This window comes from Streptomyces sp. WAC03905 (genome assembly GCF_057371075.1).
The window spans coordinates 5,021,329-5,036,770 of the sequence record NZ_JBXYDZ010000003.1; the positions used below are offsets into that span (position 1 = coordinate 5,021,329).

Genomic DNA, 15,442 nt, shown 5'->3' on the forward strand with positions numbered 1-15,442 from the left:
GCCTACGGACGCCAGGGCACCCGGTGTTCCGCAAGGTGCGCCAGCACCGAGTGGTTCGCCTCCCAGCCGTCCGGGAACTTCACCGTCACGCCCAGCTGCACCGGCTCCGTCGACGGATGGTCGTCCAGCAGCTCCGCTATGCCCGCCCGGGCCACCACCACGCACGCGTGCCGGTGCCGCGACGCCAGCACGCACAGCCGGCCCGTCTCCAGGTGGAAGGCCGTCGCGTCCGGCCGGCCCGACAGCGGGTGCAGGACCACCGTCAGGTCGTACTCGCGGCCCTGCAGCCGGTTCGCGGTGTCCACCGTCACCCCGCAGACCCCCAGCGAGGCCAGCGCCGCGCGGACCGCGGCCGCCTGGTCGCGGTGCGCCGTACCGACCGCGATCCGGTCCGGCGTCAGCGGCGCCGGCACCGGGGACTGCTCGTCCGAGGTCACCGCCCCCCGGTCCAGGGCCCGGCGCACCACCAGTGCCACCGCGCCGACCGCCTCCGGATCGGTGCGCGGCGTGTGCCGCGCCGGCAGCTCCAGCAGACCCCAGCCCGCCTCCGCCGCCTCGTCCAGCACCCGGTCCGGGCCGGAGCCGTCCGAGGCCACCCCGTAGGACAGCTTCCGCTCGCCCGGGCCCGTACCGCTGCGGAACGGCGTGTACGGGTAGAACGCCCGCGACACCAGCGGCGCCGCCGTCGCCGGGAGCCGCCAGGACACCGGCAGCCGGTGCTGCGGCAGCTGCGGATTGTGCGCCAGCAGCGTGCTCACCGCCGACGCCGAAGGGTCGTAGGACAATCCCGCCCACTGCTCCGCGCCGACCACGCTGAAGGGGTCCAGCTGCCCCGGGTCGCCCACGAACAGCGCCCGCTCGAACAGCCCCGCCACGGCCAGCAGCGCGTCCGAACGCATCTGGTACGCCTCGTCGACGATCGCGTGCTGCCACGGCTCGACGTCCTTGACGAACGCCCACTTCGCCGCCGTGGACAGGGTGATCGGCAGTTCCGCGAGGTCCCCCGGCTTCGCCGACAGGGACACCGACGGCAGCTCGCGCAGCGCCGGATCGTAGGCGTCCCCGTCGCTACTGTGCAGCCGGCCGACCCTCAGCTCCGGATCCTTCTCCGCCAGACGCAGCACCAGGTCGTCGACCTGCGCGTTCGTCTGCGCCACCACCATCAGCCGGCGGCCCGCCGCGGCCAGCTCCCGCGCCGCGCGCACGACGAGCGTGGACTTGCCGGCCCCCGGCGGGGAGTCGACGACGACACCCCGCTCCGCCCCGTGCAGGGTGTCGTGCAGGATCGCCGCGGTCGCCCGGGCGGCGGCGGCCCCCGGATCGTAGGCGGCCGGTGCGGACACAGGAGTCACAGGATGTCCTCGTCGGTGACGGCGTCGGGCAGGTGCACGGCGGCCCCGGACCCCGGCGGCCCGCCATGGGTCCACGGCGTCCGCTCCGGGTCCGGGAGCTTCGGACCGCCGCGCGCGTCGTGCTCGAAGAGCGTCCAGCACACCCGGTCACCCTTCTCCGGCACGGAACCCGGCTCCGGATCCCGGCCGCGGCCCATCTTGTCGAGGAGCCGCACCACCACCTGGCCGTCCTCCTCGAAGCGGACGAACTGCGCGCTCTGCGGCCGCCCGTCCAGCGAGCGGTACACCTTCGCCGCGCCACCGTCCGCGAGCTGCGGCCGGTCCTCCGTGGACACCGTCACCAGCGGGCGCGGACCGGGCCGCTTCGACTCCGTCCACTCCATCACCACCTCGGTGACCTCGCCCGCGAAGGCCTCGCCCGCCAGCCGCCGGCCCGCCATGACCAGCGGGTCGTCCAGCGCCTCCTGCGCGTCCAGGCGCACCTGCTCGGTCTCCCGCGTCGCGAGCTTCTGCGCCGCCGTCACCGCGTCGTCCCGGCGCGGCTGCGGCGGCTCGCCCGCCCGTACGCGGTCCCGGTGCCCGGTGTACGACCAGCGGTCACGCGTCCAGCGCTCCTCCACCCGCTCGCCCGCCGGCAGCCCGCGCAACAGGTCGATCGCCTCCCACGTCGCCCACCAGGTGCTCGACATCTGGTCCACCACCAGTCGGCGCACGGCCCGTTCCGCCGTACGGACCTCGCGGTCGTCGTCGCCGGGTCCGGCCGCCAGGGCCGCGCGCGCCGCGTCGTAGCGGGCGATCGCCGGGGCCAACAGCTTGTTGTCGAAGGCCGGGTCCGTGGCCGGGCCGGCCGGCGGGCACAGCAGCTGGCCGTGCTCGTCGCGGCCCAGCTCCGCCCGCAGGGCCGCCTCGGCCCCCGACCCGCCGCCGGACGGCGCGACCCAGGCCAGCAGCGCGCCCAGGTGCTGGTCCTCCAGATTGCTCTGGCCCGTAGCCCAGTGCCGCGACAGCAGATCCGTCGCCGACAGCAGCATCGACGAACCGGGCACCCGTGCCCGCTCGCCCAGGTGCGTGAACCAACGGCCCAGCAGCGGCACGCGAGACGGCGCGGGAAAGGGATTGTCCGGATCCTCCTCCGCCGTGCGCCGGAACCTCATCGACCGCCCCAGCAGCCGCACGTACTCGATGCCCGCGCGGCTCGGCACGATCACCTGCGGCGCGTCCACGCACAGCTCGGTCTCGACCTTGACGCGCTTGCCCGTCTCCGGATCGGTCTCGGTGCGCTCGGCCGGCTCGACGGCGTCGGCGTAGGCGTCGATGTGGGCCAGCACGTGGACCGCGAGGTCCGCGAGGAACGCCCAGCGCAGGTCGCGGTCGCGGGGCTGGGGTATCACGAAGACCCGCGGCTCGTTCCGGTCGGTGCCGACCATCGCACCCAGCGGGGCACCGGCCTCACCGGCCGTCGTCAGCGGTACCAGGACCAGCGGCTTCTCGCTCAGGTGGCGGTGTCGCACCGTCGTGAGCGGTTGCGCGTGACCGGCGCGGACGGCCTCCAGCCGGGCCAGGGTGCTCAGCAGGGGCATTCGGGGGACTCCGGAACGTGCGGGCGCGGACGGGGCAGGGCGGCAGCCGCTTCCAGGGCCTCGGCGCGCAGCCGGGCCGCACGGTGCAGCGCGGCGGCCGTGGGGTCCTCGGCACAGCCGGCCCCGGAAGCCGCCGCGAGGGCCGCCTCGACGGTGGTCAGCGCGCCCAGCTCACCCCGTACGGAACGGCCCAGCGTCGTCACCTCGTCGGCGGCGCGGGCCCGCTCCCGGCAGTGGAAGGCCAGCTCGCAGGCGGCCAGGCACTCGGGCGCGTAGGCGGCGTCCACCGCCGACACGGCCTCGGCCAGCTCCTCGGGGCTGCGCTCCGGATCGAAGGTCAGCCCGTCGGGCAGCGCGGCGGCCAGCTCCTCGACCCGGGTCAGCCGGTCCAGCTGGCGCCGGGTCACCGCCCGCTCGCGGCGGACGTCGACGGGCGCGGCGGTCGGCAGGTTGGAGAAGTCCTTCGGGCAGACCAGCAGCACGGTGTGTCCGACCTCGGCGCCGGCCAGCTTCTCGGCGGTCCGCTCCAGGGCCAGGACGTAGACGGCGGCCTGACGGGCCGCCGCGCCCACCTTCGCGGCGTCCGCGGCCGCGTCGATCATGGGGAACGACTTGATCTCCACCACGGTCCAGCGGCCGTCGGGGTGCACGACGACGGCGTCCGGCTCCAGGTAGGCCGGGGAACCGGCCACCTCCAGGGCCAGCATCGGGTGGTCCAGCAGCGTCCACGCCCGCGCGGCGGTGGCCTCGCGCAGGGCGAGCGCGGTCCGGGCGGCACGGCCCTCGGGCCCGGCGGCCGTCAGGTCGGGGACGCGGGCACCGGCCCCCGGCGGCTCGGCGGCCGGATCCAGGTGCCCGTGCACCAGCCGCAACAGCTCGGCACCGCCGTCGCCCTTGACCTTCGCCTCGAAGGAGTTCCCGCGGACGATGGCGAACTGCGACTGCCCGAAGGCGGCGGGCGAGCCGAGGGCCGTGGCGAGGGCGTGCTTGTCCACACCGGCGCCGTCGAGCAGAGCGCGTCTGCCGCATCCGGGGTTGGCGGCGAGGGCCGCCAGTGCCCGGGCGTCGAGCGGGCGGGGCTGCACGGCGGGGCCTCGCAGGCCGGCGAGCCGCTGACGCAGCGTGGTGGGCCGCGTGGGGTCGCTGGGCGGGTAGGAGCTCACCCGCGGAAGTGTCCCATCCGCCACTGACAATCGTGTGCGGAGTGGGGAAACGGGCCGGTGGGAGAGCGGGCCGGGGGCGTGATGGATGATGGACGGACCAGGAAACGCGCACCGACCGGGAGATACGCATGGCCCCCCGCATCCTGCTGGCCCGCCACGGCCAGACGGCGTGGTCCCAGCTCGGCAGGCACACCGGACGCACGGACGTGCCGCTGCTGGAGGAAGGCAGGCAGGGCGCGAAACTGCTCGGCGAACGCCTCGCCCGCGATCCGTGGCAGGGCCTGCCCGGCCTGGAGGTCCGCACCAGCCCGCTGGTCCGCGCGAGCGAGAGCTGCGAGCTGGCGGGCTTCGGGGTGCGGGCCGAGCCGTGGGACGCGCTGATGGAATGGGACTACGGCGACTACGAGGGCATGACCCCGGCCGAGATCCAGGCGGTCCGGCCCGGCTGGCTGATCTGGCGCGACGGCGTCCCGGGCGGGGAGTCCGTCGCCGACGTCTCGGCACGCGCCGACGAGGTGGTGGCGTGGGCGCGCTCGGCGGAGCGGGACGTCCTGGTCTTCGCGCACGGGCACATCCTGCGCACGCTGGCCGCGCGCTGGCTGGGCTTCGACGCGGCCTTCGGCGCCCGCATCCGCCTGGAACCGACCTCCCTGTCGGTCCTGGGCTGGGCCTACGGAGCCCCGGCCCTGGAACGCTGGAACGACACGGGCCACCTGGACGCGTAGCGCCGGCCGCCCTTCCGCTCCCGCGGCGGGTGGCCGTACTCGGTGCCGCCCCGGGCCGGTGGCCACCGGGGCTCCGCCCCGGACCCCGCGCCTCAATCGCCGGCGGGGCTGGATGTGCCCGGGCCGGTGGCCACTGGGGCTCTGCCCCAGACCCCGCGCCTCAATCGCCGGCGAGGCTGGATGGGGCGTCTCCGCTCCGCAGCGGGCAGCAGTCGGGGCCGGTGGTGCTGGGGTTGCGCGGGCCGGTGCGCGGGGCCGCCGAGGGGTGTCTCCTCGGCTCGGCGCGCGCGAGCCTTCTCGGCCGTGGGCCGGGGGTTGCGCGCTCGTCCTGCGGGGACACCCCTCACCGTCCCCGCTCCCCCCGCGACGGGCACGGCAGTGGGGCGGGGACACGGCGGAGTGTCCCCGCAGGACGAGGCGCCACCCCCGGGCACCACCGCGACTCGCCCGCGCGCGCCGAGCCGAGGAGACACTCCGGCGGGGCACCGCCCCACACCCAACCGACCCGGTCTAGCGGTCACCCCGGCGAAAGCCGCCCCGTCCCCCACCCTACGAAGCCCCCGCACCGCCATATCCAGCCCCGCCGGCGATTGAGGCGCGGGGTCTGGGGCAGAGCCCCAGCACACCGGCCCGCAGGCCGCCCCGAGCACCGCTACCCGTCGCGGGAGCGGAGGGGCGGAGCCCCAGCAGCCACCGGCCCGCAGGCCGCCCCGAGCACCGCTGCCCGCCGCGGGAGCGGAGGGGCAGAGCCCCAGCACACCGGCCCGCAGGCCGCCCCGAGCACCGCTACCCGTCGCGGGAGCGGAAGGGTTACAGGGAGGCGTGGCGGGTCAGGAAGGCTCCCACCCGGGGGGACCGCTGGTGGGGGACCAGGACCACGGCCGTCCCCGCGAGCATCGACCGCACCCGCGTCGACTGCACCTCGGCCAGCAGGTCCAGCACCCTCCCGCCCGCCCAGGCCGCCTCGTCGGGCGCGTCCGCCCGCGCGAGGTCACCGGCCAGCTCGGCGGTGTAGAGCGCCACGTTCCGGGCGAAGTGCGGGTCCTGCAGGTCCGCCGCCCGCCGCGCGTGCCGGGCCGCACGGGCGTGTTCCCCGAGCGCCGACCAGCAGCGCGCCTCCAGCGACTCCAGCTCGGCCTCGCCGAAGAAGGACATCCACTCGGGGTCGGCCTCCGCCGGTCCCCGCGCGAACTCCCGGTGGGCCCGCGTCAGGGACTCCTCGCACGCCTTGCGGTCCCCCAGCCCCGCCCACCCGCCGGCCTCCCGCAGCGCGAGCAGCGCCAGCAGCCGCGGCGAGCCGAGGGAGGAGGCGGCCCGCCGGCCCGCCTGGGCCGCCCGTACCGCCTCGCGCGAGCGGCCGGTGTCCCGGGCCAGGAAGGACATGTTGCTGAAGGCGTGCGCCTCCAGGGCCGCGTCCCGGGCCACCCGGGCCGTGGCCAGCGCCTCCGCGTAGTGCGAGCGGGCGTCGTCGAAGCGGCCGGAGTCGTGGGCCAGCCAGCCGACCGACACGGCCAGTTCGCCCGCGCCCGAGTGCAGCCGGTCCTCGGTGGACTGCCGCGTGGCACCGGCGTCGAGGAGGGCGTAGGCGGTGCGCAGCGGTTCGGCCGCCTTGCGGTAGAGGGCGTCGGCCCCGTGCCGGTCGTCCAGCAGCCGGATCCGGCGTACGGCGTCCTCGACGGCGGCCGCCTCGGACTCGCCGGCGCGGGCGGGCAGTCGGCGGGAGTCGCCGAGCAGGGTGAGGCCGAGCGTCGCGGCCGCCACGGTCGCGGAGCCGCCCGCCATGAACGCGCGACGCAGCACGTCGCTCTCCTTGGCACTGGAAGGGGATCGGGGGAGGGGGAGGGGGACGGGCGCGGACCCGGGGGTGTGCGGGCCGCGCTGCGCCGAGCGCCCGCGGACGGTTTCGCGGGGGGAGAAGCCGAGGTCGGCCAGGGTGTGGCCGGGGTACATGTGGAGGAAGACCCGCTCGTAGGCGTAGTTGGGGCAGCGGATCTCGCCGGACTCGACCCGCCCGATGTAGCGCGCGTCGCAGGAAACCGTTTCTCCGATCTCCTTCGCCGCCCGGCGCACCAGGGCCGCGAACTCGGCAGGGGAGTGCTGCCCGCGCAGCCGCCGGAACGTGGAGTTGGGTGAGTGGGGGAACGCCGCCATGGACGTGACCTCTCTGGCAAGGAACGCAGCGCCGGTGCGGGGCTGGTGGAGTGGGCCCGGCGCGCATGAAAGTACCGCCAGTGACGGGGTGTTCACGCGATGTTTAGCTACAAAACGGATATCTCACCCGCGATCCGCCATGAACTGCCATCCTTTGCGGCGTCTTGGTGCCGCACCCGTTGACGTTCCCGTGCGTTGAACTCATGCGGAGACGGATCGAGGAGGGGTTCCCCTTGGTGGAGGCCGGCATGGAGAGCACTGGAACGAGCACCGCACCCGAGCCCGGCGCGGCCCCGGACCTGGACCTTGACCTGGTGACCGTGCCCGCCCGGCAGGGCCTGGAGGCGGTGGACATCATCCGCCGCGCGGCCGACCGGTCCGGTCCGGTGGGGCCCGTCCTGCACGACGGGTCCGGCGGCACCCTCGGTTTCCTCGTCCCGTCCGGCACCGCCGACGCCTGGGACCTCCCGGGCAGCGCGTGCACCCAGTCCGACGGGCGGGGGATGCGCTTCGGCGACGCCGTCTCGCCCACCGCGGGCGCCACGGGCTGGCTGCTGCCGCCGGACGCCGTCGGGCCGGTCACCGATCCGGAGGTGCTGCGCGCGGCGCTCGGCGAGGCGGCCCGGCTGATCGAGGCCGCGGACAACTGCCGCTGACCGCTCCCGGCCGGCCGCCCCGCACAATGGGAGGGTGGCGGGCAAGGACAGGAACAAGGGCAGGCAGCGCGGGCGCGGCGGCGCGGAGCCGGTCGTCGGACAGGTGGACGGCGGACGGGCGGAGCTGGCGCCGGACCGGGAGCGCCCCGGTGCCTGGACGCTGCTGATCGACGGCGCCCCGCAGTCGCACGTCGACCTGGACGATCCCGCGTACCTGGATTTCTCCTACCAGCGGCGGATCGGCCACCTGATCGATCTCGCCGCGCCCGCGCGGCAGCCCCTGAACGTTCTGCACCTGGGCGGCGGCGCCTTCACCCTCGCCCGCTACACCGCCGCCTCCCGCCCCCGCTCCACCCAGCAGGTCGTGGAGATCGACGCCGCCCTGGTGGCCTTCGTACGGGAGCACCTGCCGCTGGATCCGCAGGCGCGGGTCCGGGTCCGGGCGGTCGACGCGCGGGCCGGTCTGGCCAAGGTGCCGGACGGCTGGGCGGACCTGGTGGTCGCGGACGTGTTCAGCGGGGCGCGCACCCCGGCGCACCTGACGAGCACCGAGTTCCTGGACGACGTACGCCGGGCGCTGGCGCCCACCGGGTGGTACGTCGCGAACCTCGCGGACGGTCCGCCGCTGACGCACCTGCGCGGTCAGATCGCGACGGCGGCGTCGCGCTTCGCGGAGCTGGCGCTGGCCGCGGACCCGGTGGTGTGGCGGGGGAAGCGCTTCGGCAACGCCGTGCTGGTGGCGGCGGACCGGGAGCTGCCCGTCGCCGAGTTCACCCGCCGCGTCGCGAGCGACCCGCATCCCGGCCGGGTCGAGCACGGCCGGGCCCTGGCGGACTTCGCGGGCGGCGCCGCTCCGGTCGCCGACGCCGCCGCGGTGGCCTCGCCCCAGCCCCCGCCCTCCGTCTTTCGTTAGAAAGATCAACACATCTACTTCCCGCGGCCGTTGTCGCTGCGTAGCCTGTTAACCCCTCCGAGGGCCACCCCCTCCTACGGCGATCCAGGAACGGCGACAGATGTCTGACATCCCCGCGTCCTCAGGTGCTCCGAACCCGAGCGCCCCCAGCACCGCGACTTCGGACTACACCCGCAGGCTCGCCCGCCTCGAACAGTCCGGGATCAAGCGGCTGCTGCCCACGCAGGCCCCGTACAGATGGAACCTGCAGCGGCTGGGACTGGGACGCGTCCTCGACATCGGCTGCGGGCTGGGCCGCAACCTGCTCAACTGCGGACCCGACAGCGTCGGCGTCGACCACAACCCGCACTCCGTGGCGCTCTGCCGCGAGCGCGGGCTGACCGCCTACACGCCCGAGGAACTGGCCGCGGCCCCCGACTGCGGGCCCGGGTCGTTCGACAGCCTGTTGGCCGCGCACGTGCTGGAGCACGTGGAGGAGGCGACGGGAGCGGCGCTGCTCGCGCAGTACCTGCCGCTGGTCAAGCCGGGCGGGTCGGTCGTCATGATCACCCCGCAGGAGAAGGGCTTCCACTCCGACGCCACCCACATCCGCTGGGTCGGGTTCGAGGAGCTGCGCGCCCACGCCGCGAAGGCCGGCGTGGCGGTACGGCGGACGTACTCGTTCCCGTTCCCCCGCCCGATGGGCAAGGTCTTCCCGTACAACGAGTTCGTACTGGTCGGCACGGTTCCGGCCTGACCCGGCGCAGCGGCCGCGGCGAGGCCCCGGCCCCCGGCCCCAGCCCGGCCGGGTCAGGGGTCGACGATCTCGACCATCGGCGGGTGGTCGTGCCAGGTGCAGAACACCGACACCTCGCGGCCGTCCCGGGTGAAGGTGACCCGGATCCAGAAGTCCTGCTTCCACACCTGCATGCGCCAGCCGGCCGCCGGTGTCGCCGAGACCAGTTCGGCCGAGGAGGCGCCGAGGGAGAAGGTGACCCGGCCGCCGGAGACCGGGTACGCCTGCACCTTCCCCGCGTCCTGGCCGATCGCCCGCCGGCCCTCGGGGGAGGCGGCGGGCTTCTGCGGCGGCTCGTCGGCGGAGGCGGAGGCGCCGGCGGTCGGCGACGCGGGCGGGGACGGCGGCGCGGAGGGCGAGGCGGACGGGGACGGCGACGCGGAGTCCGAAGGCTGCGCGCTGCGGGTCGAGGAGGACAGCGGCTGGGTGGCCAGGGGCACCGCGAGCGGCGGATCGTAGGCCGTGCCCGACATGACGGTGTGGACGCCCCACCAGCACAGCGTCACCGCCGCCCCGGTCGCGAGCATCCACGCCATGGCATGCACAAGTCCTCTTCGCATCAGGGCACATACTGCACCACGCGCCACAAGAGTGGCCCGACACCCCGTCCGGTCGCCCGGATGGACTACGGTGCGGCCCATGGCAAGTGTGCTCGTGGTCGAGGACGACCAGTTCGTACGTTCCGCCCTCATCCGGCACCTCACCGAGGCCTCGCACACCGTGCGCAGCGTCGGTACGGCCCTGGAGGCCCTGCGGGAGGTCGCGCACCACCGCTTCGACGTGGTCATCCTCGACCTCGGCCTGCCCGACCTGGACGGGTCCGAGGCGCTCAAGATGCTGCGCGGCATCACCGACGTGCCCGTGATCATCGCCACCGCGCGCGACGACGAGGCCGAGATCGTCCGGCTGCTCAACGACGGCGCCGACGACTACCTGACCAAACCTTTCTCCGTCGAACACCTCTCCGCCCGGATGGCCGCCGTCCTGCGCCGCGCCCGGGCCGCCGCCGGTGCCGAGCCGCCCTCGCGCGTCCTGCGCGTCGGCGGCCTCGCCATCGACCCGCTGCGCCGCCAGGCGGAACTGGACGGGGCGGTCCTGGACCTGACCCGCCGGGAGTTCGACCTGCTGGCCTTCCTCGCCGGCCGGCCCGGCGTCGTCGTGGCCCGGCGGGAACTGCTCGCCGAGGTCTGGCAGCAGTCCTACGGCGACGACCAGACCATCGACGTCCACCTGTCCTGGCTGCGCCGCAAGCTCGGTGAGACCGCCGCCCGGCCCCGGTACCTGCACACCCTGCGCGGGGTCGGCGTGAAGCTGGAGCCACCGCAGTGATGCCGCGATGAGATGGGCCCTGGTCAAGGTGTGCCTCGCGGTCACGGCCATGGTCGTCGTGGCCTTCGCCGTACCGCTCGGTCTCGTCGTCCAGGAGATGGCCAGCGACCGGGCGTTCTCCAACGCCGAGCGGCAGGCCGCCAGCATCGGCCCGACCCTGTCGATCACCACCGACCCGGTGCAGCTGCGCAAGGCCGTGGAGTCCACGCAGATGGGCGCCGCCCGGCGGATGGCCGTCCACGTGCCCGCGCTCGGCGACAGCGCCCCCGTGAGCATCGGCGAGGGCCGCGCCGGGGAGCGCGCCGTCGCGGAGACCCGGCGGATGGGCCGGGCCACGACGGCGAAGGTGTCCGGCGGAGGCTCCGCGCTGCTCCAGCCGACCGCGCTGGGCTCCGGGGACATCGCCGTGGTGGAGATCTTCGTACCGGAGAGCGAGGTCAGCAACGGCGTCGGCACGGCCTGGCTGGTCCTCGCGGGCGTCGGCCTGGCCCTGATCGTGGGCTCGGTCGCGGTCGCCGACCGGCTCGGCGCCCGGCTCGTCCGGCCGGCCGAGCGGCTCGCGGACGCCGCCCACCAGCTCGGCGAGGGACGGCTCGGGGCGCGCGTCCCCGAGGCCGGACCGAAGGAACTGCGCTCGGCGGCCCTCGCGTTCAACGCCATGGCGGACCAGGTCGTCGAACTCCTCGCCAACGAACGCGAACTGGCCGCCGACCTGTCCCACCGGCTGCGCACCCCGCTGACCGTGCTGCGGCTCAACACGGCCTCCCTCGGGGACGGCCCCGCCGCAGAGCAGACCCGGGCGGCGGTGGAGCAGCTGGAGCGCGAGGTCGACACGATCATCCGTACGGCCCGGGAGCAGCGGCCGGCCTCCGGCCTCGCCGGAGCGGGCGCGGGGGCCGGGTGCGACGCCTCCGAGGTGATCCGCGACCGGATGGACTTCTGGTCGGCGCTCGCGGAGGACGAGGGCCGCGAGGTGCGGCTGGCGGGCGTGGACCGTACGGTACGGATCCCCGTGGCGCGGCCCGAGCTGGCCGCGGCCCTCGACGCCATGCTCGGCAACGTCTTCCGGCACACGCCCGAGGGCACCCCCTTCGCCGTCGACGTCCACGACGCGGGCGACGCGGTGATCGTGCTCGTCTCGGACGCCGGCCCCGGCATCTCCGACCCGGACGCCGCGCTGCGGCGCGGCAACGACGGCGCCCGGGACGGCTCGACGGGCCTCGGCCTGGACATCGTGCGCCGGGTCGCGGAGTCGACCGGGGGCGACGTACGGCTGGGGCGATCGGTCCTCGGCGGCACCGAGGTACGGGTGTGGATCGGTCTGGACGGCCGGAGCGCGGGCGGACCGGGCACGGGCCGCACCGGTCGCGGCCGACGCGGCAACCGACGTAACCGGGGGCGCGCCACGCCGTGAGCGGGGGCGCGCCTAGCAGGCAGGATGTCCTCGTCTCGGTACGGTCCGCGGCATGGACACCCTCATCTTCGGCGGGCTCCTCGCCACGCTGATCGCCATGTACCGGGAGACGTCCCGGATGGTCGTGCTCGGGGCGTGGTGGGTCATGCTCATCGCCGTCTTCCTGCTGATGGCGCGCCACATCACCGGCAGCCTGGCTCTGACCCTGAGCTGGTGACCGTGGCCACGATCGAGAGCCTCATCCCGGAGACCACGCCCGACGCAGCGCCGCCGGGAAAGGTCCAGTACTGGTTCGCCTGCCTGTTCGCCGTCGGCTGGACGGGCGTGGTCTGCGTCGGCCTCTACCAGCAGTTCAGCGCGTGGGAGCATCCGTGCCCGCTGTGCGTCGTGCAGCGGATGTTCATGCTGCTGGCGGCGATGGGAGCGGCGTACATCGTCCGGACGGCGCTGCTGCGCGGCGCGGTGACGGGCCGCCACTACATGACGGGCTGGGGCCTGGCGCTGGTCGCGGTGGCCGGCGGCTCCTTCGCCGCGTGGCGGCAGACGACGCTGCACATCCTGCCGGGGGCCAAGGGCTACGGCAGCGAGGTGCTGGGCCTGCACCTGTACGTGTGGGCCCTGATCCTCTTCCAGGCGTCGGTGCTGGTCATCGGCGTCGTCATGGCGACCGCGCACACGACGGCGGACCGCAGCGTGCCGGCGACGGCGCCGGGGCTGCTGCGGACGGTGGGGCTGTTCGCGCTGTGGTTCCTGGGTGTCGTCATCGCCGTGAACATGGTGCTGGTCTTCCTGGAGGAGGGCTACCACTGGTTCCTGCCGGACGCGCCGAACCGGTACCGGTTCTTCGACGAGGTCGGGATGCTGGGGTAGGTCGTGTCCCGCCGGGTGCCCGCCCGGGCGCCCGTACCGACCGGAAGGAAGCAGCGGATGCGCTACGCAGTGCTCGGCACCGGGATCGTCGGCTGGACGGTGGCCGCCCGGCTCGACTCCCTCGGCCACCGGGTCGTCATCGGCACCCGGGACCCCGGCGCCACCCTCGGCCGGGCCGAGTACGCGGACTGGCAGGAGGTCCACCCCGGGATCGGGCTGGCCGGCTTCGCGGAGGCCGCGCGGGACGGGGAGGTGCTGGTCAACGCCACCGGCGGGCAGGTCAGCGTCGCCGCGCTGACGGAGGCGGACGCCGCGCACCTGGACGGCAAGGTGCTGATCGACATCGCGAACCCGCTGGACTTCTCGGGCGGCTTCCCGCCGGGCCTGGACCCGGTGGACGACGACAGCCTGGGCGAGCTGATCCAGCGGACGTTCCCGGGGCTGCGGGTGGTCAAGACGCTGAACACGATGAACTGCCAGATCATGGTGGACCCGGCGCGGGTCGCCGGCGAGCACCACGTGTTCGTCTCGGGGGACGACGCGGACGCCAAGAAGACGGTGCGCGAGCTGCTGCACTCCTTCGGCTGGCCGGAGGCGAGCGTCCTCGACCTCGGCGGCATCGAGACGGCCCGGGGCACGGAGATGCTGCTGCCGGTCTGGCTCCGCCTGATGGGCGCGCTCGGGCACACGGACTTCAACTTCCACATCCAGGGCGCCTGACGGGCCTGACGGGGCGGGCCGCGCAGGGACGACCCGGACGGGGGCGCACCTGTTGCCGCGCCCCCGGCCCGCGGTCAGGGTGGGCGTGACGGAAGGAGCCACGCATGAGGGTCATGCTCAGGGCGCACATGGACACGGTCGCCACCAACGAGTCCATCCGGACCGGCGGCCTGCCCGAGGCCATCCGGACGCTGATGGACAAGGTGCAGCCGGAGGCGGCCTACTTCGGCCTGCACGAGGGCGTGCGCTCCTGCTGGATCGTCTTCGACCTCCAGGACAGCTCCCGGCTGCCGTCCCTGATGGAGGACCTGTTCGTGCAGTTCAACGCGGAGATCGAGGTCGCCCCGGTGATGAACGCCGAGGACCTGGCAGAAGGCCTGGCGGCGATGAAGTCCTCGCCCTGACCTCCGTTTCGCTCACGTCGGTCCGGGGCCGCCGCTTGCGCCGGTCGGTGCGTCGAACCGGTTGCGCCCGCGAGCCGTCAGGGTCAGCGTCAGGGCGAGGGTCGCTGAGGCGGTGATCGCGGCGCACGAGACGGCGAAGGCGGCGCGGTGGCCGTGGGCGGCCGCCAAGGGGCCCGCGAGGGCCGCGGCCAGGGCCTGGCCCAGGATGAGGCCGCTGCCGATCACGGTCATGGCCTCGCCCATCCGCTCGGCCGGACCGGAGCGTTCCACCAGTCCGAACAGCGCGATCAGGTGTGGGGCCACCGCCAGGCCGATGCCCGCGAGGGCGAGCGCGGCCGCCCACGGCCCGGACACCGCGAGCAACGGCAGGGTCAGCAACGCCTGTAGGGCGATCGTCCACCGCAGCCGCCCGGCCAGGTCCGCGGGGCCGGGCCGGGCGACCGTGAGGAAGCCGGCGATGGAGCTGGTCACGGCCATGGCCGCCCATACGAGCCCGGCCGTGCCGGGCTCGCCCAGTGACGCGGCGAGCGCGTTGACGCCGGTGTTGGCCCCGCTCCACGCGGCCCCCTGCAGGACGGCCATCGTGAACAGCAGTGCCAGGCCGGGCGACCACAGCCGTACGCGGGCCCGCCCGCCCGGTGAACCGGCGGCAGGGCCCGGGGCGGTCGGGTGGACGGCGAACAGGGCGCCGAAAACCAGGATCAGGGCCGCGGCGAGGACGAGCGCCGAGGCGGGGTGGACGGCCACGGCCAGGACGCCGGCCAGCGCGGGGCCGACCATGAAGCCGACCTCGTCCAGGGTGGTGTCGAAGGACAGGGCCGAGCCGAGCAGCCGTTCGTCCCCGCCGGCCAGCCGGGCCCAGCGGGCCCTGGCGAGCGGGCCGACCTGGGGGACGGTGAGACCGGCCGCGGCGGCCGCCGCCAGGCGGGCGACCGGCGGCAGGCCGCCCAGGACGGCCGCGACGAGGGCGAGGAGGGCGGTGGCGTTCGCGGCGCAGGCGAGCAGGACCACGGGGCGGTGCCCGCGCAGGTCGGCGAGGCGGCCGATGGCGGGGCCGCCGAGGGCCTGGCCGAGCCAGAGCGCGGCGGCGACGGGGCCCGCGGCTCCGATGCCGTCGCGTCCGGTGACGAGCAGGAGCGTCCCGATGGGGCACAGGGCGGCGGGGAGCCGCGCGAGGAACCCGTAGAGGGGCAGGGCCGGACCGCCGAGGGCGAGCACCGCGCGCAGGCCGCCCGTGGACGCGGCCGGGGGAGCGGGCGGGGGAGCGGGCGCACCGGTGGACGCGGGGGCGGGCGCAGCCCTGGGCGTGGACGCGGGCGTGGGCGCAGGCGTGGGTGCGGGCGTGGACTGGGACACGGACAACCTCCGACCGCACGCCGACCCTCCCGTT

At 75.2% G+C, this 15,442-nt stretch carries 16 protein-coding genes; 10 read left to right on the plus strand and 6 right to left on the minus strand.

Annotated elements, in window-relative coordinates; all coding sequences use genetic code 11:
• Positions 1 to 2: 2 nt before the first annotated feature.
• The 3 genes from AC2RP6_RS25175 to AC2RP6_RS25185 are packed head-to-tail and all read right to left on the minus strand — an operon-like array spanning position 3 to position 4,125.
• Entirely contained in the window at positions 3 to 1,352 is a 1,350-nt protein-coding gene (locus tag AC2RP6_RS25175) for an AAA domain-containing protein (protein ID WP_486448250.1), read from the minus strand.
• Complete coding sequence (locus tag AC2RP6_RS25180) at positions 1,349 to 2,932, minus strand: hypothetical protein (protein ID WP_486448251.1); 1,584 nt, start codon at positions 2,930 to 2,932, stop codon at positions 1,349 to 1,351. Before AC2RP6_RS25180 ends, AC2RP6_RS25175 begins: the two co-directional genes overlap by 4 nt.
• The gene (locus AC2RP6_RS25185) at positions 2,920 to 4,125 is read right to left on the minus strand and encodes a hypothetical protein (protein ID WP_486448252.1); all 1,206 of its coding nucleotides are present in this window, start codon (positions 4,123 to 4,125) and stop codon (positions 2,920 to 2,922) included. Before AC2RP6_RS25185 ends, AC2RP6_RS25180 begins: the two co-directional genes overlap by 13 nt.
• A gap of 98 nt (positions 4,126 to 4,223) precedes the next feature.
• On the opposite strand from AC2RP6_RS25185, the gene AC2RP6_RS25190 reads away from it, so the two are divergent.
• Positions 4,224 to 4,820, plus strand: a complete 597-nt coding sequence (locus AC2RP6_RS25190; RefSeq protein WP_486448253.1) for a histidine phosphatase family protein — start codon at positions 4,224 to 4,226, stop codon at positions 4,818 to 4,820.
• 810 nt (positions 4,821 to 5,630) lie between these two features.
• Here the strand turns inward: AC2RP6_RS25190 and AC2RP6_RS25195 are convergent.
• On the minus strand, positions 5,631 to 6,971 hold the full coding sequence (locus AC2RP6_RS25195) for an NsdA family TPR-like regulatory protein (RefSeq protein ID WP_486448254.1): 1,341 nt from the start codon (positions 6,969 to 6,971) through the stop codon (positions 5,631 to 5,633).
• Between the two features lie 248 nt (positions 6,972 to 7,219).
• Here AC2RP6_RS25195 and AC2RP6_RS25200 point away from each other — a divergent pair, with 248 nt between their 5' ends.
• From AC2RP6_RS25200 to AC2RP6_RS25210, 3 genes are all read left to right on the plus strand, one after another.
• Entirely contained in the window at positions 7,220 to 7,627 is a 408-nt protein-coding gene (locus tag AC2RP6_RS25200) for a hypothetical protein (protein ID WP_486448255.1), read from the plus strand.
• 34 nt (positions 7,628 to 7,661) lie between these two features.
• Complete coding sequence (locus AC2RP6_RS25205; RefSeq protein ID WP_486448256.1) at positions 7,662 to 8,540, plus strand: spermidine synthase; 879 nt, start codon at positions 7,662 to 7,664, stop codon at positions 8,538 to 8,540.
• A gap of 100 nt (positions 8,541 to 8,640) precedes the next feature.
• A complete protein-coding gene (locus AC2RP6_RS25210; RefSeq protein ID WP_486448257.1) occupies positions 8,641 to 9,276 on the plus strand; it encodes a class I SAM-dependent methyltransferase in 636 nt (211 codons plus the stop codon).
• Positions 9,277 to 9,329: 53 nt separating this feature from the next.
• Here AC2RP6_RS25210 and AC2RP6_RS25215 read toward each other — a convergent pair whose 3' ends face one another.
• A complete protein-coding gene (locus tag AC2RP6_RS25215; protein WP_486448258.1) occupies positions 9,330 to 9,875 on the minus strand; it encodes a hypothetical protein in 546 nt (181 codons plus the stop codon).
• A gap of 79 nt (positions 9,876 to 9,954) precedes the next feature.
• On the opposite strand from AC2RP6_RS25215, the gene AC2RP6_RS25220 reads away from it, so the two are divergent.
• The 6 genes from AC2RP6_RS25220 to AC2RP6_RS25245 all read left to right on the plus strand — a co-directional run bounded on the left by AC2RP6_RS25220 (position 9,955) and on the right by AC2RP6_RS25245 (position 14,052).
• Complete coding sequence (locus AC2RP6_RS25220; RefSeq protein WP_030655573.1) at positions 9,955 to 10,644, plus strand: response regulator transcription factor; 690 nt, start codon at positions 9,955 to 9,957, stop codon at positions 10,642 to 10,644.
• A 7-nt stretch (positions 10,645 to 10,651) separates the two neighbouring features.
• The gene (locus tag AC2RP6_RS25225) at positions 10,652 to 12,058 is read left to right on the plus strand and encodes a sensor histidine kinase (protein WP_486448259.1); all 1,407 of its coding nucleotides are present in this window, start codon (positions 10,652 to 10,654) and stop codon (positions 12,056 to 12,058) included.
• 52 nt (positions 12,059 to 12,110) lie between these two features.
• On the plus strand, positions 12,111 to 12,275 hold the full coding sequence (locus AC2RP6_RS25230; RefSeq protein WP_486448260.1) for a DUF5993 family protein: 165 nt from the start codon (positions 12,111 to 12,113) through the stop codon (positions 12,273 to 12,275).
• On the plus strand, positions 12,272 to 12,928 hold the full coding sequence (locus AC2RP6_RS25235) for a disulfide bond formation protein B (RefSeq protein WP_486448261.1): 657 nt from the start codon (positions 12,272 to 12,274) through the stop codon (positions 12,926 to 12,928). The genes AC2RP6_RS25230 and AC2RP6_RS25235 overlap by 4 nt, the downstream gene beginning before the upstream one ends.
• Before the next feature lie 57 nt (positions 12,929 to 12,985).
• Entirely contained in the window at positions 12,986 to 13,648 is a 663-nt protein-coding gene (locus AC2RP6_RS25240; RefSeq protein WP_486448262.1) for an NADPH-dependent F420 reductase, read from the plus strand.
• A 104-nt stretch (positions 13,649 to 13,752) separates the two neighbouring features.
• Entirely contained in the window at positions 13,753 to 14,052 is a 300-nt protein-coding gene (locus AC2RP6_RS25245; RefSeq protein WP_486448263.1) for a hypothetical protein, read from the plus strand.
• A 12-nt stretch (positions 14,053 to 14,064) separates the two neighbouring features.
• On the opposite strand, the gene AC2RP6_RS25250 is transcribed toward AC2RP6_RS25245, so the two are convergent.
• Positions 14,065 to 15,408 carry an MFS transporter gene (locus AC2RP6_RS25250; RefSeq protein ID WP_486448264.1) on the minus strand — a complete coding sequence of 448 codons (1,344 nt, stop codon included), beginning with the start codon at positions 15,406 to 15,408 and terminating at the stop codon, positions 14,065 to 14,067.
• Positions 15,409 to 15,442 lie beyond the last annotated feature (34 nt).